Annotated in this window: 20 protein-coding genes; 8 read left to right on the top strand and 12 right to left on the bottom strand. The window is 66.3% G+C overall.

Going from position 1 to position 17,098, the window contains the following annotated elements; all coding sequences use genetic code 11:
- Window positions 1–10 precede the first annotated feature (10 nt).
- The 3 genes from GFS60_RS02125 to GFS60_RS02115 all read right to left on the bottom strand — a co-directional run bounded on the left by GFS60_RS02125 (window position 11) and on the right by GFS60_RS02115 (window position 1,833).
- On the bottom strand, window positions 11–832 hold the full coding sequence (locus GFS60_RS02125; RefSeq protein ID WP_159918796.1) for an HAD family hydrolase: 822 nt from the start codon (window positions 830–832) through the stop codon (window positions 11–13).
- Between the two features lie 55 nt (window positions 833–887).
- Complete coding sequence (locus tag GFS60_RS02120) at window positions 888–1,016, bottom strand: hypothetical protein (protein ID WP_397518067.1); 129 nt, start codon at window positions 1,014–1,016, stop codon at window positions 888–890.
- Window positions 1,017–1,077: 61 nt separating this feature from the next.
- Window positions 1,078–1,833 carry a lysophospholipid acyltransferase family protein gene (locus tag GFS60_RS02115; RefSeq protein ID WP_159918795.1) on the bottom strand — a complete coding sequence of 252 codons (756 nt, stop codon included), beginning with the start codon at window positions 1,831–1,833 and terminating at the stop codon, window positions 1,078–1,080.
- A gap of 90 nt (window positions 1,834–1,923) precedes the next feature.
- On the opposite strand from GFS60_RS02115, the gene GFS60_RS02110 reads away from it, so the two are divergent.
- Both GFS60_RS02110 and GFS60_RS02105 read left to right on the top strand, forming a co-directional pair.
- Window positions 1,924–2,802: a hypothetical protein gene (locus GFS60_RS02110; RefSeq protein ID WP_159926785.1), complete on the top strand. Its 879-nt coding sequence runs from the start codon at window positions 1,924–1,926 to the stop codon at window positions 2,800–2,802.
- A 111-nt stretch (window positions 2,803–2,913) separates the two neighbouring features.
- Entirely contained in the window at window positions 2,914–4,494 is a 1,581-nt protein-coding gene (locus GFS60_RS02105) for a Rieske 2Fe-2S domain-containing protein (protein WP_159918794.1), read from the top strand.
- Window positions 4,495–4,545: 51 nt separating this feature from the next.
- Here the strand turns inward: GFS60_RS02105 and GFS60_RS02100 are convergent, their stop codons facing one another.
- The 5 genes from GFS60_RS02100 to GFS60_RS02080 all read right to left on the bottom strand — a co-directional run bounded on the left by GFS60_RS02100 (window position 4,546) and on the right by GFS60_RS02080 (window position 8,390).
- The gene (locus tag GFS60_RS02100; RefSeq protein WP_159918793.1) at window positions 4,546–5,730 is read right to left on the bottom strand and encodes an MFS transporter; all 1,185 of its coding nucleotides are present in this window, start codon (window positions 5,728–5,730) and stop codon (window positions 4,546–4,548) included.
- Window positions 5,731–5,840: 110 nt separating this feature from the next.
- The gene (bfr, locus tag GFS60_RS02095) at window positions 5,841–6,326 is read right to left on the bottom strand and encodes a bacterioferritin (RefSeq protein WP_109326014.1); all 486 of its coding nucleotides are present in this window, start codon (window positions 6,324–6,326) and stop codon (window positions 5,841–5,843) included.
- Window positions 6,327–6,403: 77 nt separating this feature from the next.
- On the bottom strand, window positions 6,404–6,586 hold the full coding sequence (locus GFS60_RS02090) for a (2Fe-2S)-binding protein (RefSeq protein ID WP_159918792.1): 183 nt from the start codon (window positions 6,584–6,586) through the stop codon (window positions 6,404–6,406).
- Window positions 6,587–6,680: 94 nt separating this feature from the next.
- Window positions 6,681–7,937 carry a serine--tRNA ligase gene (gene serS / locus GFS60_RS02085; RefSeq protein ID WP_159918791.1) on the bottom strand — a complete coding sequence of 419 codons (1,257 nt, stop codon included), beginning with the start codon at window positions 7,935–7,937 and terminating at the stop codon, window positions 6,681–6,683.
- A 33-nt stretch (window positions 7,938–7,970) separates the two neighbouring features.
- Complete coding sequence (locus tag GFS60_RS02080; RefSeq protein WP_159918790.1) at window positions 7,971–8,390, bottom strand: ankyrin repeat domain-containing protein; 420 nt, start codon at window positions 8,388–8,390, stop codon at window positions 7,971–7,973.
- Window positions 8,391–8,471: 81 nt separating this feature from the next.
- Between GFS60_RS02080 and GFS60_RS02075 the strand changes: the two genes are divergently transcribed.
- The 5 genes from GFS60_RS02075 to GFS60_RS02055 all read left to right on the top strand — a co-directional run bounded on the left by GFS60_RS02075 (window position 8,472) and on the right by GFS60_RS02055 (window position 12,414).
- A complete protein-coding gene (locus GFS60_RS02075; protein WP_159918789.1) occupies window positions 8,472–9,578 on the top strand; it encodes a septum formation family protein in 1,107 nt (368 codons plus the stop codon).
- A gap of 1 nt (window position 9,579) precedes the next feature.
- Window positions 9,580–9,930 (top strand): metallopeptidase family protein, encoded by a 351-nt coding sequence (locus GFS60_RS02070; RefSeq protein WP_109326000.1) that lies wholly within the window; start codon window positions 9,580–9,582, stop codon window positions 9,928–9,930.
- Window positions 9,931–10,080: 150 nt separating this feature from the next.
- Window positions 10,081–10,386, top strand: coding sequence for a PE family protein (locus GFS60_RS02065; RefSeq protein ID WP_159918788.1), 306 nt, complete (start codon window positions 10,081–10,083; stop codon window positions 10,384–10,386).
- A 34-nt stretch (window positions 10,387–10,420) separates the two neighbouring features.
- A complete protein-coding gene (locus tag GFS60_RS02060) occupies window positions 10,421–11,626 on the top strand; it encodes a PPE family protein (protein WP_159918787.1) in 1,206 nt (401 codons plus the stop codon).
- Between the two features lie 38 nt (window positions 11,627–11,664).
- Window positions 11,665–12,414, top strand: a complete 750-nt coding sequence (locus GFS60_RS02055) for an ESX secretion-associated protein EspG (protein ID WP_236603348.1) — start codon at window positions 11,665–11,667, stop codon at window positions 12,412–12,414.
- A gap of 17 nt (window positions 12,415–12,431) precedes the next feature.
- Here the strand turns inward: GFS60_RS02055 and GFS60_RS02050 are convergent, their stop codons facing one another.
- The 4 genes from GFS60_RS02050 to GFS60_RS02035 form a co-directional block, all read right to left on the bottom strand.
- On the bottom strand, window positions 12,432–13,826 hold the full coding sequence (locus tag GFS60_RS02050) for a lipase maturation factor family protein (protein ID WP_159918785.1): 1,395 nt from the start codon (window positions 13,824–13,826) through the stop codon (window positions 12,432–12,434).
- Between the two features lie 64 nt (window positions 13,827–13,890).
- Window positions 13,891–14,562: a histidine phosphatase family protein gene (locus GFS60_RS02045; protein WP_159918784.1), complete on the bottom strand. Its 672-nt coding sequence runs from the start codon at window positions 14,560–14,562 to the stop codon at window positions 13,891–13,893.
- Window positions 14,559–15,476 (bottom strand): prephenate dehydratase, encoded by a 918-nt coding sequence (pheA, locus tag GFS60_RS02040; RefSeq protein ID WP_159918783.1) that lies wholly within the window; start codon window positions 15,474–15,476, stop codon window positions 14,559–14,561. The genes GFS60_RS02045 and pheA overlap by 4 nt, the downstream gene beginning before the upstream one ends.
- A 53-nt stretch (window positions 15,477–15,529) precedes the next feature.
- Entirely contained in the window at window positions 15,530–16,231 is a 702-nt protein-coding gene (locus tag GFS60_RS02035) for a hypothetical protein (protein WP_159918782.1), read from the bottom strand.
- 93 nt (window positions 16,232–16,324) lie between these two features.
- Between GFS60_RS02035 and GFS60_RS02030 the strand changes: the two genes are divergently transcribed.
- Window positions 16,325–17,089 carry a DUF2470 domain-containing protein gene (locus GFS60_RS02030; RefSeq protein ID WP_159918781.1) on the top strand — a complete coding sequence of 255 codons (765 nt, stop codon included), beginning with the start codon at window positions 16,325–16,327 and terminating at the stop codon, window positions 17,087–17,089.
- Window positions 17,090–17,098: the final 9 nt, after the last annotated feature.

The following is a 17,098-nucleotide window of genomic DNA, read 5'->3' as shown; positions in this document are numbered from 1 at the left end:
CGCTGGTGGTCTACGACCACCAGCGCTCGAGTACTTTTGCCACACCGTCGTCCGAGTTGGTGGCGGTGACCTCGTCGGCAGCCGCCTTGGCGTCCGGATGCGCGTTCTCCACGGCCACTCCTCGACCCGCGAGGTTCAGCATCGGAATGTCGTTGGGCATGTCACCGAACGCGACGATCCCCGACGCCGTGACCCCGAGCTCCTCCATCACGATCGCGAGGCCGGACGCCTTGCTGATCCCCGACGCCGACAGCTCGATCAGACCGTTGTCCGTCGAAAAGGTGAGGTCCGCGCGGGCGCCGAGGTGAGGCCGCAAGACGTCGACCATCGCCTGGCTCGACATTCCGGGCACTCTGATCAGCAGCTTGACGGCCGGCGCTGCCAGAACCTCGTCCTCGGACATCTCGGTGTTGTCCGGGTTGAGCCACGCATGCTGATAGCCGGGAGAGCTCACGAACTGGGGTGTGGCGGCGTCGTGAGCGCTGACGCCCACACGTTCCGCCGCCAGCCCCGCACCCGGCAACATCTCCAGAGCGATCTCCGACAACCAGGTGAGGGTGTCCACGTCGAGTGTCGCGGCGCTGAGGACTCGGTCACTGTCGGCGTCGTAGATGACGGCGCCGTTGGCGCAGACGGCGAGGGGCGCATAACCCAGGCCCTCCACCACGGGATGGATCCACCGCGGCGGGCGGCCGGTGGCGAGGACGAACGGGGTTCCCGACGCCACCACCGACTGCACGGCGTCACGGGTGCGGGCACTGACCCGTTCGTCGGGCCCGATCAGGGTGCCGTCGACATCGGACGCTACAAGGGTCGGTCGGTCTGGGCTCACCCGGTCATTCTGCCTGCACTGTTCTTCCCCGTGCCGAGCGGCCGCCGGGCGCGGGCTACCGGTGGTGTCGCAGCTCGGTCTCGCGGTGGTCCATCTCGGTGGCTTCCTCGATCGTCGGGGCACTGCCACCGAGACGTCTCGGGACCCGATACGCCCCGGCCGGATGCTCGAAGCCACTCTGCACGTGATGCAGGATGCCTTCATCCGCGTGTGCAGCGTCTCGACAAAGACAGGTTCCACCCGATCTAGCTCCCGGACTCCCGGTCCTGTCGAGCCTGCGCCCTCTTCTCGACGTCGGCGGCGTCCAACTTGTCGGCCTCTTCCAGCGTCGGCGCGCTGCCGCCGAGTCGCGCGGGCACCCAGTAGGCGCCCGCGGGATGGTCGTAGCCCTTCTGCAGGTCGGCGAGCATTTCCTGCATGGTGGTGTGGAGTTTCTTCGTCAATTCGGCGGCGGGCTCGAACGGCGCGACGGGCTCACCGACAGCAATCGAGATGGGGGTGTTGGTTCGCCCGAGGCGCTTCGGGAAACCCTTGGTCCACACGCGCTGCGCACCCCAAATCACGATCGGGATGATGGGCACGTCGGCCTCGATCGCCATCCGTGCGGCGCCCGACTTGAATTCCTTGATCTCGAAGCTGCGACTGATCGTGGCCTCGGGATAGACGCCGACCAGCTCCCCGCGGCGCAGCCGGTCGACGGCAGCCCGATACGAATCCGAGCCGGCCCCGCGGTCGACGGGAATGTGTTTGAGGGCCCGCATGATCGGGCCCGAAATCTTGTTGTCGAACACTTCCTTCTTCGCCATGAAGCGGATGTACCGCTTCACCCTGCGCGCAGGGAGTCCCGCATAGGTGAAGTCCATGTAGCCGGTGTGATTGATCGCGATCACCGCCCCACCCGTCGCGGGAATGTGCTGATCGCCCTTGACCGTGAACTTCAGCCCCTCGAAGGCGAATACGGTGCGGGCAATGCCGATGACGGTTCGATAGACGGGTTCCACAATCGGCTAGCGTAGCCGGGTATCGGCGATCTGGCCCGCAGTCGGGAACGGACGCTCGGCGGGGAGTCGGCAGGAGGGCGTGTGAAGGAAATGGGCCGCACGGGCAGGGGGGCGTTCGCGCCCGCACACACATTCGCCCTCGTGGTCGGGATCCTCGCCTCAGCGGCGGCCTGCGATTCCCAGTCCGGCATCCCCGTGGACGCCGCGGAGGCAGACGTTGCGACTTCAGAAGTCGCGGCGGCAGAAGTCGCGGCTGCCCCCACCTCCACCGCCGACAGTCCCGGCACTGTGCCTCCCACCCCGGCCCGGCCGGCCCCGCAGGTGGTCGTCGGTGAGGTCCCCGGCAATCCCGAGGCCGCCGACGCCGTCCACGCGTGGGCTCTCGACCTCGTCACGGATCCCGAGGGGCTGACCTCGACCTGCTGGACACTGCCGCCGGCTCAGATGGCCGAACAGTACGAGGACACCGGCGCAGTGCTGCGGGCCCTCGCACAACCCGGTGTCGACGGGCAGTTCTCCGTCTCGTGGACAGGTGGCGGCACCATCGTGTCGGTCAAGCGGAGCGAGATCGCGTCGGGGTACGCCTGCCCGCACGTCCATCCCGCCGGGACGGCCGACGTCTACACCCCGGCGGACGCCGAACACGCGGTGGCGAGGTTCCTGTCGCGGGAGGCGGGACGACCGGTGAGCCCGGCCGACACCGAGGCCGCCTATCCCCTGATCTGCCCCGGGTTCAGTCCGTGGGACCCGTCCGGGTCGGGGAACGGCGGACAGCCACCGCTGAAACAGGACCCCGACGTTCTGGCCGGCACCACAGCGTTCGCGGCAGACGACATGACCACCACACCGGTCCGCGGCGACTACGTGAACGTCACGGTCCCGGTCACCGATGTCTCGGGTGTGACGAAGACCAAGCAGGTCACCTTGTCGATCGGCCAGGACGGCTACTGCCTGGGCGAAGTGACGTAGGCGGCTCCGCCGCCCGTGCGCCTTTTTGGTTGTTGGGGCTACCGGAAAGGCGCACAGGTGGCGGAGCCGCCTACCCTGGAACAGTCGCTCAGCTCTTCAGGAGGCATACCAGTGCAGGTCACCAGCGTCGGCCACGCCGGATTTCACATCCAAACCGAGGCAGGATCGATCCTGTGCGACCCCTGGGTGAACCCCGCGTACTTCGGGGCGTGGTTCCCGTTCCCGGACAACACCCAGCTCGACTGGGACGCCCTCGGCAACTGCGACTACCTGTACGTATCGCACCTGCACAAGGACCACTTCGATCCGGAGAACCTGAGCAAGCACGTCAACAAGGACGCCATCGTTCTGCTCCCCGACTATCCGGTGCCGGACCTCAAACGGGAACTCGAGGCACTCGGATTCCATAAATTCTTCGAGACCGAGGATTCGGTCAAGCACAGGATCAACGGGGCAGGAATCGAGGTCGCTCCGCAGGCCCCGCTCGCGCCGGGCGACCTGGACATCATGATCATCGCCTTGCGGGCGCCCGCCGACGGACCGATCGGCGACTCCGGTCTCGTGGTGTCCGACGGCGAGACGACGTGCTTCAACATGAACGACGCCCGACCCGTCGACATGGACGTCCTGCACGACGAGTTCGGCAAGATCGACATCCACCTGCTGCAGTACTCGGGCGCCATCTGGTACCCGATGGTCTACGACATTCCCACCAAGACGAAGGCCAACTTCGGCAAGCAGAAGCGTCAGCGCGGCATGGACCGGTGTCGCAGTTACATCGAGCAGGTCGACGCCACCTGGGTGGTGCCTTCGGCAGGTCCGCCGGTGTTCCTGGACGACGAGCTGCGTTACCTCAACGACGACCGCGGCGACGAGGGAAACATCTTCCCCGACCAGATCACGTTCCTCGAGCAGATGAAAATTCACGGCAACGACGGCGGGATATTGATGATCCCGGGGTCCACCGCGGATGTGAAGGGGAGTGCGCTCACCCTGACGCACCCCATTCCCGACGCCGAGGTCGACAAGATCTTCGCCGAGAAGGCCGCGTACATCGAGGACATGGCGCAGCGGATGGCTCCGGTCCTGGCCGCCGAGAAGGCGGGTTGGGCCCCGGCCGAGGGCGAACCGTTGTTCGAGGCGCTCAAGGCCAAGTTCGAGCCGATCATGAAGCAGTCCGACCTGATCTGCGACGGTATCGGCTACCCCGTCGGTCTGGTGATGGGTGACGAGACCGTCGTCCTCGACTTCCCGCAGCGCATCGTCCGTCCGCGCGGGGAGAAGGACGGCAAATACCGCTACGGCTTCCGTATTGCGCCCGAACTGGTTCGCACCGTGCTCCGGGACGACGAACCCGACTGGGTGAACACCATCTTCCTGTCTACCCGCTTCGAGGCGTGGCGGGTCGGCGGATACAACGAGTTCCTGTACACGTTCTTCAAGTGCCTCACCGACGAGCGCATCGCCTACGCCGACGGCTGGTTCGCAGAAGCCCACGACGACTCGGCGTCGATCGAGCTCGGCGGCTACGAGATTCAGCGTCGCTGCCCGCACCTCAAGGCCGACCTGTCCAAGTTCGGCGTCGTCGACGGCACTAATCTCACCTGCAACCTGCACGGCTGGCAGTGGGACCTCGAGTCGGGTCGCTGCAAGACGTCGAAGGGCCACGAGTTGCGGTCCAGCAAGCTCTGACCGCTCGGGCGAATGTACCTTTCGGCGCATCTGAGGCGTCGAAAGGTACATTCACCCGACGGTGGGTGTGTCCGGCCGAACCGGTGGCAGCCACCGGCGCACCAGGACCGCCGACAGCCGCACCGGAACAGCCAGTGCGGCAACGAGTGTGGTGACCGAGAACCACGTCGAACCGACAGCGAAACCCACGTAGATCAGAAGTGCGGTGATCTCGCCGAACAGCCCCGACACCGAGGTGACGGTGGCCCGCGCCGGACCGGTGATCGCGTCCTGCACACGAGCTTCCGACACGATCATGGCATTGCCGAGGATGCCGTAGCCCACGCCGATTGCCGCGAACCCGGCGACACCACCCAGAAGCGCGCCGGCACAGAGCAGTACGGCACCTGCTGCGACGACACGGCTCATCGTCACCGCTCGCATCGACGCTGTCCGGCCGGCCGCCGCGGTACCCACCACTTGGCCGGCGACGGTGATGGCCACCAGCAACGGCACCGCCGCCGTCGGGGTGCCACCGTCGCGGGCGAGCAGGCCGAAGTACTCGTCGAAGGCGAGGAATCCGACGAGTACCGACGACAGCACCACGCCTCGGCGGAGCACCGTGTCGTGCGACACCTCCCCGACCCCGGACCGGAGCATCCCGGCGTAGCGGGACAGCAGTCCGCGCCCGTCTGCCACTTCCCGTGTTTCGTCCGCGTCGGCTGCTCTCGGCGCAGCGGGAAGCAGTAGTGCGAAGCCTCCGTGCACCACCGTCGCAGCGACACTGGCCCATCCGACCAGTGTGTAGCCGCCAAGAACGAAGAGCGGCGCGGCGGTCAGCGTGGCGACGAGGTTGCTCGCCATGGCGCCGGAGTTGGCGTAGCCGAGGAGCCGGGCGAAGCTCTCCGATTTCCCCCGCGAGGCAAGTTCGTCGTACAGCAGTGCCTCGAACGTTCCGGACTGGATGGCACCACTGATGCCCCACAGCACGAATCCGGCTGCGAAGCCTGCATACGACGGCGCCACCACCCACACGGTGAATCCCGCGGTGTACAGGGCGGAGGCGAAGACGAGCAGTCCACGCCGGGACACGGTGTCGGCCCAGGCGCCCGACGGCACCTCGGCGACGAACGATACGACGGACCAGATGACGAGTAGCGACGAAATCTGCCCGACGCTGAGGCCGTGGTCGGCGAACAGCAGGTCGTAGAGACCGAAAAGCGGAATGAGGTCACGCGTGGCGGTGTAACCGACCACGCGGACGGTGAGCGATCGCTGGGAGCTGGGTCAAGGCTGAGCGGCGGGGTATCTCACGCGCCCATTTTTACACAGAGCGCCCAGCGAGTCGCGCGGTTTTCGTCGATCGACTACCCGGCCGTCGGTGGCTGATCAACGAGCTGGGCCATGTACAGCTGGTCGCCCATCTTGTCCATCAACTCGATCTGAGTCTCCAGATAGTCGATGTGCTCCTCTTCTTCCGCGAGGATGCCTTCGAGCAGCTTCGCCGACGTCGCGTCGCCCTTCTCCCGGCACATCTGAATTCCGGGGCGCAGGCGTTCGACCACCTCGAGCTCGACCGCGAGGTCGGAGTGGAACTGCTCTCGCAGGTCCTGTCCGATGCGCAGCGGAAGCAGCTTCTGATAGTTCGGTAGCGCCTCGAGAAAGAGGATGCGGTCGGTCAAGATCTCGGCGTGAATCATCTCTTCGATGGATTCGGCACGCGTCTTGGCCGCCAGTTTGGTGAAACCCCAGTTGGCCTGCATCTTCGAGTGCAGGAAATACTGGTTGATTGCCGTCAACTCACTCGTCAACTGTTCGTTGAGAAGAGCGATTACCTCGTCGTTACCGCGCATGACAACCTCCGGTCGCCGGGACTAATGCGACCGTATCAGGCTCGACCACTCTCCGCAGCGGATCGTGGTGTCAGTTGTCAGGCAGCTGTGCGATTACGCTCCGCGTACGCACAGAGAATTTCTTCGAGGCGGTTGACGCAGGTTCCACACCCCCATCCGGCTCCACATCGCTCACCGATGGCATCTGCAGTGTCGGCACCGTCGTGCACATGCTCGTGCACCTCGGTTTCGGTGACGGCCTTGCAGATGCACACGAACATGTGGCTCTCCCTTACGCGAACTATCTGATTAGGTAAGGGTTACATCATTCGGGCGGAGATGCAAGGGTAGCCTTGCATAACGGACAGTATTCTTTTACGGCTTCAATACGTCCGTACCGACGAAGGGCACCAGCGCCTCCGGCACTCGTACCGTCCCATCGGACTGCTGGTGGTTCTCCAGGATCGCCACGATCCACCGCGTGGTGGCCAACGTGCCGTTCAGGGTGGCGGCAGTCTGCGGCTTCCCGTTCTCGTCGCGGTACCGCACACCGAGGCGCCGCGCCTGGAACGTCGTGCAGTTCGAGGTGGACGTGAGCTCGCGGTACGCCTGCTGGGTAGGCACCCACGCCTCGCAATCGAACTTGCGGGCAGCCGAGGAACCCAAATCGCCCCCGGCGACGTCGATCACCCGGTAGGGGACGTCGATTGCAGCCAGCATGTCGCGCTCCCAGGACAGCAGACGCTGATGCTCGGCGTCGGCATCCTCGGGCTTGCAGTAGGTGAACATCTCCACCTTGTCGAACTGGTGGACCCGGATGATGCCGCGGGTGTCCTTGCCGTAGCTGCCTGCTTCCCGGCGGAAGCAGGTCGACCAGCCCGCGTACCGCTTCGGGCCTGCGGAAAGATCGAGGATCTCGCCCGAGTGGTATCCGGCGAGCGGGACCTCGGAGGTTCCGACGAGGTAAAGGTCGTCGTCGGCAAGGTGGTAGATCTCGTCCGAGTGGGCGCCGAGGAATCCGGTGCCCGCCATGATCTCGGGGCGCACCAGCACGGGGGGAATCATCATCTGGAACCCGTTGGCCATTGCCTTCTGCGCGGCGAGCTGCAGCATTCCGAGTTGCAACATGGCGCCGAACCCGGTGAGGAAATAAAACCGGGCGCCGGATACCTTCGCGCCGCGTTCCATGTCGATCAGTCCCAGCGACTCGCCCAGCTCGAGGTGGTCCTTGGGCTCGAAGTCGAACGTGGGGACATCGCCGACCGTGTCCAGGGTGACGAAGTCGTCCTCGCCGCCGGCCGGGGCGCCGTCCTGGACGATGTTGGAGATCGCCCGGTGTGCGGCGTCGAGCGCGGCCTGCGCCTCGTGCTGCTCCGCCTCGGCCTGCTTGACCTTGGCCGCGAGTTCCTTGGACCCCTCGAGCAGCGCGGGCCGTTCCTCGGGGGACGCCTGGCCCACCTTCTTACCGAAGGCCTTCTGCTCGGCGCGCAGAGTGTCACCGGCGAGTACCGCGGCGCGACGGGACGCATCGGCCTCGAGCAGCGCGTCGACCAGCGCAGGATCTTCACCGCGGGTGCGCTGCGACTCGCGGACGGCGTCGGGGTTCTCGCGGAGGAACTTCAGGTCAATCACGGTGTCAAACCCTACCGGGCGCCTCCGGAGCGCTCATTCGGGTTTCGGTTCCAGCAGGCTCAGGAGATCTTCCCGGCCGAACATGCGCGCGGCGTCCACCGCGGTGGGGTGCCCGGCTCTGGGGTCGGCACCGCCCGCGACGAGGGTGCGCACCACCCCGTCCTCACCCTTGAACAACGCCCCTGCCAGCGGTGACTGACCCTTGTCGTTGAGTCGGTTGACGTCGGCACCGCGGTCGATCAGAGCCTGGACCGCCTCGGCATGGCCGTGGTAGGCGGCCAGCATGACGAGGGTGTCGCCGTTCTGGTTGGTGAGGTTCACCGGGACCCCGGCGTCGATGTACGTGGCCAACGCCACTGCGTCGCCCGCGCGTGCGGCATCGAACACCCGGCCCGCGAGTTCCTGGAGTTCCGGATCCACAGGTTCGGCGGAGGGCTGCGAATGGTCGTTCATGGCACTCGAAGCTACCTCGCCGCGAACCTGATCGAAGGAGTTGTTCTGCTTCTCGCACCGGAACGGGCATGATGGAAAACGATGTCCTCAGATCAGCCGAACGGTGCCGAACCGCAGCCCGGGAACGCCGGGCAACCGACCAAGGCACCCCGCACCATGTCCGCGACCACGACACGTCGCGCGCTCGCTGCTGTCGCGATCGGCGCCGTGGTCGCGGCGATCGCGACCTTCGCGATCGCAGGTGGGTTCGACCGCAGCGAGAATCTGCCCACCCACTCGGGCGACCCCGGGCCACAAGCCACCGCGTCGGTGGAAGGGGAGGCTTTCGCATCGGCGGTCGCCGGCGACTGCCTCGACTGGACACCGTCGAACGATCCGAAAGAGGATCGCAAGGACGTCGCGAAGGTCGACTGCGCCGAGGAGCACCGTTTCGAGGTGGCGGCCCCACTGGACCTCAGTGTCTACCCGGGCGCAGAGTTCGGGCCGGGGTCGCGTTACCCGGGCGCCCTGCGGTTCGCCGAGCTGCGGGACGAGCACTGCGTGCCTGCCGTCGAGACCTACCTGGGTGCGCGTTTCGACCCTTACGGGAAGTTCAGCGTCGGTCTCATGTTCCCCAGCGAGGCAGGCTGGACCGCCGGGGAGCGCACCTTGCGGTGCGGTCTCCAATTCTCCGGCACCGCAGGCACTTTGCTTCCCTTCAGTGGGCGGGTGGCCGAGCAGGACCAATCGAATGTCTGGGATCCCGGCACCTGCATCGGCATCAATCAGAATGTCCCCACCGATCCCGTCGACTGCGTGCAGCCTCACGCGTACGAGGTGATCTCCGTGGTCGACCTCGGCACCCAGTTCCCGGGTTCGATGCCGTCGGTCGAAGACCAGGACAAGTACCTCGAGGGCGTGTGCACCCAGGCGTCCAACGAATTTCTCGGCTCGGCGGACGCGTTGCGGAACAAGACCCTCACCCTGTTCTGGGACAACCTGGAACTCGACAGCTGGCTGGCGGGCAGCAGGCGCATCAACTGTTCGGTGGGCAAGGAGACCGACACCGGCGGCTTCTCGACCATCACCGGGTCCGCCAAGGGCGACATCCTGATCAACGGCGCGGCGCCGGTACCGCCACCGCCCACTCCGGAGGGCAGGTCGATGCCGACGCCGCTTCCCGGCGCAGCTCCGGTTCCCGGGCCCTGACGTGCCGGTTCTGATGACGCCCGACCGATTCGAGGAATTGGTCGGGGACGCGCTCGATCTGATTCCGCCTCAACTCGCGACCGCAATCGACAACGTCGTCGTCCTCGTCGACGACCGCAACGAGGACGATCCGCATCTTCTCGGGCTGTATCACGGAATAGCGCTGACCGAACGGGACAGTCATTACGGCGGTTCGCTACCCGATACGATTACCATCTACCGCGACGCCCTCCTCGAAATGTGCAGCTCGGAGGAGGAAGTCGTTCACGAAGTGGCCGTCACCGTGATCCACGAGGTTGCACACTACTTCGGGATAGAAGAAGATCGCTTGCACGAGCTCGGCTGGGGATGAACGGTTTTCCCGGGAATTTTTTCTCGGGATCGGGGGGAACCGAAGAGCGCGTGGCGGCGTCCAAGGAAGTAGGGACGCTGCACCATGCAGTTCGCTTGCCGGGGGGCAGCTGCCTTCCGCACCCGCCTAGGTCAGAAGGAGTTCGACGCAATGCCAGCTCTGCACGTCGCACCCGAAGCTCTTGTCGCCGCCGCCGTGGAACTCGACGCGCTCGCCGCGCGCCTCGAGGCTTCGGTCGCACTGAACTCCGCAGCAATCCGGGTACTCCCGTCGGGGAGCGAAGAAGTCTCCCTCCATGCCGCCGGTTACTTCAACACGGTCGCAGGAACGTTCACTCCTGCTGTCGCCCAAGGAATTCTCGAGATGCGGGAGACCGCGAACACGCTCCGCACCCAAGCCGCTCTGTACGCCGCCGAGGACCTTGCCCTGGGCGCGTCGCTCGCTGCGGGCATGTGACCGGAACGCCTCGAGACCAGTAGGAGAATCGCACATGACCATGGGACTGACAGGTGTCATTTGGTTGCCCCGCGGGGCCACCGTCAACTCGACCACGCTCATCGCGGGCGCAGGCCCGGTGCCGCTCAGCGTGGCGAGCGCTGCGTGGACTGCGCTGTCCACCAGCTTCGTCGACGCCAACCTCACGCTCGTTCGGGTGATGGCCGAGCTGGCCGCCGGCTGGCAGGGCGTATCGGCCGTGGCCGCACTCGCCAAGATCACGCCGTTCACGGTATGGACGGCCGAGTGCGCCGAACTGGCGGCAGACACCGCCGTCAAGGCCGGACTCGAGGCGGGCGCATACACGACGGCCGCGCTCATCATGCCCAGCATTCCCGAGATCGTGGCAGTCAAGACCGCGAAGGCCACCGCCTACTCGACGGGCGGTGCCCTCAACGGCTCCGCGGCAGTCGCCGAGGCCGCCGACCGGGCGATGGACATCCGGGCAGGGCTCGTGATGGAGGGGTACGAGGCCGCATCCAACATCCTCGCGCTCAAACGCACGTACAAGCAGCCCCCGCGCATCGTCACCAAAGCCGATTCAAAAGAGGTCGGAACCTTCGAGGATGTCCCGCAGGACGGTAACTTCGACCCGACACGGGCCGCTGCCGCCGCGCTGATGGCGGCCGGTCAGAATCCCGCGGTCACCACCGCCGCATCGCAGGTCGGCAGTATCGCCGGTACCACCGTGTCCACCGCCACGTCGGCGGCGAGCAACATCGGTGGGGCGGCGCTGTCCGCAGCCACCAGCTCGGCGGCCACCCCGATGATGGCTGGTGCGCCGATGCTGTCGGGTGGCTCGTACAGCGGTGGCGGTGCAGCTTCCACGTCGACGGCGGCGGCGCGGACGTCGGCGGGTGCGCTCGGCGCCGGGACGGGAGCCGGCGGTGCGACTCTTCCCGAGGGCTGGGGAAAGACAGATGCCCTGGGCCAGGGTGCTCGGCCCGGAGCGCCCGCGGCCACACCCGGCGCAGTGATCGGAGACGTCCGGACCGACATAAATCCCGCTACCGCGGCACGTGGAGCAACGGGTAGCGGACCCATGATGGGCGGGCGCGGCGCGGGTACGGCCGGTTCGCAGGACGACGAAGAACGGGACACCCCCGATTATCTGAAGAACTTCGAGCACTTCGCCGACGGACGTACGGTCATTCCTTCGGTGATCGGCGCCAACCCCGACCACCCGGAGAGCGGACGTTGATAGACCTGGGCACCCAGGCGGGACCGACCCTGCCGGCGGTGACCCTGAGCCTCGACGAGATGGATGTCCTCGTGGACCGGCTCGCGCTCGACGTCCTGCCGGTGGTGCTCGACGCCGGCCCGCGGTACGACTCGTACGAAGCCAGGGGCAAAGCATTTCACGACGCCGTCGCCGGCCTCACCGCCCGGGATCTCCTCCCGGGCGGTGAGGTTCGCGCCGAGCTTGCTTCGGGACTGCAGGTTCTTGCCCGCCCGCGGTGGGAAATTGCTCTGCGCTGGTACGTCGACGGAACCATCTCGCGGTTGTGTGTTTCCCGGGGCGACACCATGTCGGTGCTCACCATGCGCGCCGGCGACACCTACGTGGTGCAGGACGCCGGCGTCGACGTCTTTGCGCCGGTCATCGCTGCCCTCGGCACCGCGGAGCCGATGGACTTCGGCGTGGTCAACGCACCCACTGCCCAACTCGGTGAGGTGTTCGACGCGGGGGGCGACGGTAAAGCTCTCGCGGCCGGCCTCACCGCACTCGGTGTCGCGCCGCCCGACGCCACCGCGGTGGGCACCGCGATGGCAACCTGCAACACCTACGCCGAAATCGTGGGAATCGTGTACGGCGACGGGCAGTACGACCCCGTCGGTGGTCCCGTCACCGTATTCGACACGCACAAGGGGCGAATCGTCGGCACGTCCAGCGTGTCCGCGCACGGCGTCGCCTGGTCTTCTCTGAGCCCGGGTACACCACAACGTCTGCGCCAGGCCCTCGAGTTCCTGGCCGACAGATTGCACTGACTTCAGATTGCACTGAGTTACACCGGTTCACGCTTCCACCACGCCCCCGTCTCGCGGCGCTCCTTCCACGTGGTGAACCGGTAGCGGTACAGACGCGCACGCACATGTTGAGGTGGGGCGTCGGGGAAAGGATTGTGGCGCAGCAGTTTCAGCGTGTCGCGGTCGTTCCTCAGCAGCCGCTCCACGAAGGCGGGAAACCATGGATCGGCGTAACCCGGCGAGATCGGAATGAACCAGAACAACCAATCGAGCCGCAGATGGTACGGCGCGAACTGCCGTGGCCGGCGATTCACATCGCCCGGTTTTCCTTTGAACTCGTATTCCTTCCATTCGGACTGCGCGGTGATCGCCGAGTCGGATGTCCCCTCCACGATCACTTCGTACCGAACCTTGGTGACGCTGCCGAAGGCGCCGTAGGTGTTCACCAGATGCCACGAGTTGAACGACGCATTCATCCGCTGACCGTGCGAGATCATGTTGCGGATCGGCCAGTAACTCAGCACCACCACCAACGCTGTCACGGCGACCACCAGGACGACGAAATACAGCGGCGCCGACGAACTTCCCTCCGGGAGCGATACCGGCACAAGCATCTCGAACACGCTGTCCGGGATGACCGACAGGGCCAGCACGATCGTGATCCAATTCAGCCAGGAGAAGTTACCGCTCGCCACCAGCCATAGTTGAGTGACGATCATGACGGCCGCGGCGATCGCCGCCACCGGCTGGGGCGCAAACAGCCCGAACGGCATCACTAATTGCGCGAAATGATTTCCCAACACCTCGAGCCGGTGAAGTCTTTTCGGCATTCGGTGGAAGTACCAGCTGAGCGGTCCGGGCATCGGCTGGGTTTCGTGGTGATAGTAGAGGCAGGTGAGGTCACGCCAGCATTTGTCGCCGCGCATCTTGATCAGTCCGGCGCCGAACTCGAGCCGGAACAATAACCACCGCACCGCGATCAGCACCAGAATCGGCGGACCGACGGAGGAGTTACCGAGGAAAATCGCCAGAAATCCGGCTTCGAGGAGTAGCGACTCCCATCCGAAGCTGTACCAGATCTGCGAGACGTTGACGATCGACAGATAGAGAATCCACAGCACCAACCACACCAGCATGCAGGCGGCAAGCGGCATGAATTGCGTCGCACCCAGCAGAGTCGCGAGTGCCAACCCGGCGCCGGTCCAGGCAACTGCCGCGAAGAACCGATCCGAGTAATGGAAGTGAAAGACACTCGGTGCACGTGCGAAGGGGACGGCCCTCAGGAACCGCGGAATCGGCATCATGCCGTCACTACCGACGAGCGGCCTGAACTGATGCACCGCGCCCAGGAAGGCGACAAGGTAGATCGCCGCGAGCCCCTCGGTGACGAGCAGCCGCCCGAGGGAATAGTCTTCGGCTACGAACCATTCCATTGCCGTCACTCCTCGAGGACGGTTTTCTCCATCGTCGCGCAGCGGGTGGAAGTCCGCAACGCATTCACCCCATCGGGTCGTCGGCCCCGGGAATCACGCGATGTTCGAACGGCGGCTCGATCGTTCCCCACCACACACATTCCCAGCCTCCGCCGAGGGTCGGTACCAACTCGACCGACTCCGTGTTCGCGAGGTGGTTATTGGCGGCGAACAGCCCGGGAACATCCGCCAGCTGTGCGGCGACGAGGCGGATCGCGGCGCCGTGGCTGACGAGGACGACATCTCCCGATCGGTCGGGATCGTCGAGATACTCCGCGCGCAGGGCATCGACGACCGGCACGTAGCGGTCGAGGATGTCGTGAGCGGATTCGCCACCGGGTACGCGGGCGCCCAGCTCACCCGCGTGCCACAGGTGGAAAGTCTTCATGAACAGGGCGTGCGATTCATCGTCACGTCGATCCTCGAGTTCACCCGCCTGCGCTTCGTACAACCCCTCGCGGGTCTGGGCGGAAAGCCCGGTGGCACGTTCGACCGCACCCGCCGTCTGCCGGGCTCGCAGGGCCTCTGAGTTGACGAGCGCAGCGAGCGACGCACGGGCCGCGAGCCGGGCTCCGAGAGCGTCGGCCTGCGCCTGCCCCTCCGGTGTCAGCGGTGCGCCGGGCAGCCGGGTGTCGAGTCGGCGTTCGACGTTGGCCTCGGTCTGTCCGTGCCGTACCAGAATCAGCTTGCCGCTCACAGTTCCCTGTCTCCCTGACGGATTCGTTCGATCCAGTCCGCCGCGTCTCCGTCGGACGGCGGGGGCGGACCACTCGGGTTCGCGGCCGGCCACGAGCCGAGGAACCGCACGGTCGACTTGCGGTGCAGCGCGCGGAACGCCTCGGCGACCAGCGGATCATCGAGGTGACCGATGCAGTCGACGAAGAACCGGTAGGAGCCGGGTTCGGTGCGAACGGGCCGGGATTCGATGCGGATGAGGTCGATTCCGCGAGTGGCGAACTCGGAGAGAACGCTGACGAGCGATCCGGGTTCGTTGTCGGGCTGCAGAACGGCGGAGCTCCGGTCGCTACCGGTGCGCGGTGGGACCCGAGTCGGGGCGGTGACGAGCACGAACCGCGTCCGCGCGCCGGCGACGTCCGCGACACTGCTGGCCAGTGTGTGCAACCCGAGACGCCTGCCGGCCAGCGCGGTCGATACCGCGGCGTCGGCGAGACCGTGCGAGACGTCCTCGGCCGCACCCGCATTGGACGAAGCGGTCTGAATCTCGGCGTCGGGGCAGTTCTTCTCCAGCCAGGTCCGTACCTGGCCGGCGGCGACGGGATATGCGCGCACGGTCCGCACCTGGTCGAGGCGATCGATGCCGGGTCGACCCAGAATTTCGAACGCCACGTCCAGTTCGGTCTCGGCGACGATCTGTAGCCGTTCGCCCAGGGCCAGGGAGTCCAGCGTGGGCACCACAGCCCCCTCGACAGAGCTCTCGATGGGGACGACGGCACCGTCGACCACACCGTCGCGTACCAGCTCGAGCGTGGCCGGGGGGCTGGACGCGGCGACGCGTTCGACCGGCCCGTCGAAGGCGCCCGCCCCCTCGAGTTCGGCGAGCGCCATTTCCGTGAAGGTTCCCGAGGGTCCGAAGTACGCGATCTTTGGCACGCCTATGAGATTACGCAACGAGAGTTGACGGCCCGGCGCTATGCGGTGAATCTTTATCGCAACCCGGCTGCGGCGAGTTCGCGACTCACCCGGGCGGGATCGCTCACTTCGATGCCCAGCAGCACTTCCCGGACTGCCTCGGCCGCCTCCGGACCGAGTGCCGCAAGCTTCTCCGCGGTCGGGTCGGCGAGAGCCGACCGGACGTTGTCTCCGCGCAGCGACGCGACGGTGCCGGACAACAGGGCGAGGACCTCGGCGGCGTCACGCGCCCTGGCCACGTATCCGACATCCGCATGGGCGAGGACCGCCAGAAAATCGGCCATCTCACCGATGGAGAATCCACTGCCCAGGCCGGGGATGCGTCCGGCATCCGCGAGTTGCTGCGCCGATTCTGCGAGCCCGAGGTCGCCGTCACCGACGAACACGGCGAGCGGCGAGGGCAGTCGCAACGCGAGTGCGTCACCGAGCTGCGCCGCGGGGCAGTCGAGGTGGAATCGAACCGCCTCGTAGGACGCCTGTTCTCGGGTACGCAGCTCGGCGGGGTCGATGTCGAGGCCGACGATGATGCGGCCCGCGTCGGTGCCGTGGCTGCCGATCAGAGTGGACGCAAGAACCACCCGGGGCCCGACTGTTCCTGCGACCGTGTCCGCGGGGTCCGCGGATACTCCGGCGGTGGGTGCCGCGCTGAGCAGGCCTTCGAGCAGCGACTGCGGTCCGCGCGAACGCGGAACTCCGAGGGAAAGAGGAATTGCCACCTTCACACCGTAATCCTGCGGTGGTCTTGCCAACCGACGCACGTCACATTAGGTTAGGTTTACCTCAGTACCGCTGCTCCCGAAGGAGGCTCCATGCCCGTCACGACTCCCGGACCGACCACCGCCGAGCGTGTGCGTAGTTCGTGCGCACGGACCCAGGAGGCAGTACTCGCTGTCGAGGGCAGCGCTCCTACGGTCACGTCCGTCCACCACCTGCGCGCCGGCGGAGACGTCGTCGTCGCGGTGCCGACCGACTCGGCGGCAGCCACCCTGTCCTGGCTGGCCGGTGGCGGCGGAATCCCCGCGGTCCTGGAGCTGACCGACAACTCACCGCTCCCACTCCGCGAACCCGTGCGATCACTCGTCTGGCTACGGGGCACCCTCCACTCCCTGTGCGAGGCGCACACCCGCGCACTCGCGGACGAGGTCGCCTCCGAATACCCGCATCCCGGGCTCCTCGACGTCGGGCACGACGCCACGCTGTTGCAGCTACGGCTCGAGTCTGCCGTCGTCGCCGACTCGACCGGCGCCGAACCCGTCTCCCTTCCCGAATTGCTCGCGGCCAGGCCCGACCCGTTCTGGGAAATGGAAACGGCCTGGCTTCAGCACCTCGACGAGGATCACACCGACCTCATCGACCTGCTCTCCCGCAAGCTTCCGCCGCACATGAGGCAGGGACGCATCCGACCGCTCGGTATCGACCGCTACGGGTTGCGGTTGCGCGTCGAGAGCGACAACGGTGACCGCGATATCTGGATGCCGTTCGCGAATCCGGTGGACGACGCCCTGTCGCTGAGCCGGGCGATACGACTGCTCGTCGGATGCCCCTTCGTCAACGGTCTGCGCGCCCGCGGCTGATCGGCAAAA

Origin of the sequence: Rhodococcus sp. WAY2, assembly GCF_009859915.1 — a bacterium.
Taxonomy (GTDB): Bacteria; Actinomycetota; Actinomycetes; order Mycobacteriales; family Mycobacteriaceae; genus Rhodococcus_F; species Rhodococcus_F oxybenzonivorans.
This window is presented reverse-complemented; position numbering and strand designations above follow the sequence as displayed.

What these genes read in the sequence shown, in the direction of transcription:
- GFS60_RS02080 (WP_159918790.1), bottom strand. Translation starts at nt 8,390, where the DNA reads ATGAACGACCATTCGCAGCCCTCCGCCGAACCTGTGGATCCGGAACTC.
- bfr (WP_109326014.1), bottom strand. Translation starts at nt 6,326, where the DNA reads ATGCGCGGTAACGACGAGGTAATCGCTCTTCTCAACGAACAGTTGACG.
- GFS60_RS02090 (WP_159918792.1), bottom strand. Translation starts at nt 6,586, where the DNA reads ATGTTCGTGTGCATCTGCAAGGCCGTCACCGAAACCGAGGTGCACGAG.
- GFS60_RS02110 (WP_159926785.1), top strand. Translation starts at nt 1,924, where the DNA reads ATGGGCCGCACGGGCAGGGGGGCGTTCGCGCCCGCACACACATTCGCC.
- GFS60_RS02065 (WP_159918788.1), top strand. Translation starts at nt 10,081, where the DNA reads ATGCCAGCTCTGCACGTCGCACCCGAAGCTCTTGTCGCCGCCGCCGTG.
- GFS60_RS02060 (WP_159918787.1), top strand. Translation starts at nt 10,421, where the DNA reads ATGACCATGGGACTGACAGGTGTCATTTGGTTGCCCCGCGGGGCCACC.
- GFS60_RS02050 (WP_159918785.1), bottom strand. Translation starts at nt 13,826, where the DNA reads ATGGAATGGTTCGTAGCCGAAGACTATTCCCTCGGGCGGCTGCTCGTC.
- GFS60_RS02030 (WP_159918781.1), top strand. Translation starts at nt 16,325, where the DNA reads ATGCCCGTCACGACTCCCGGACCGACCACCGCCGAGCGTGTGCGTAGT.
- GFS60_RS02075 (WP_159918789.1), top strand. Translation starts at nt 8,472, where the DNA reads ATGTCCTCAGATCAGCCGAACGGTGCCGAACCGCAGCCCGGGAACGCC.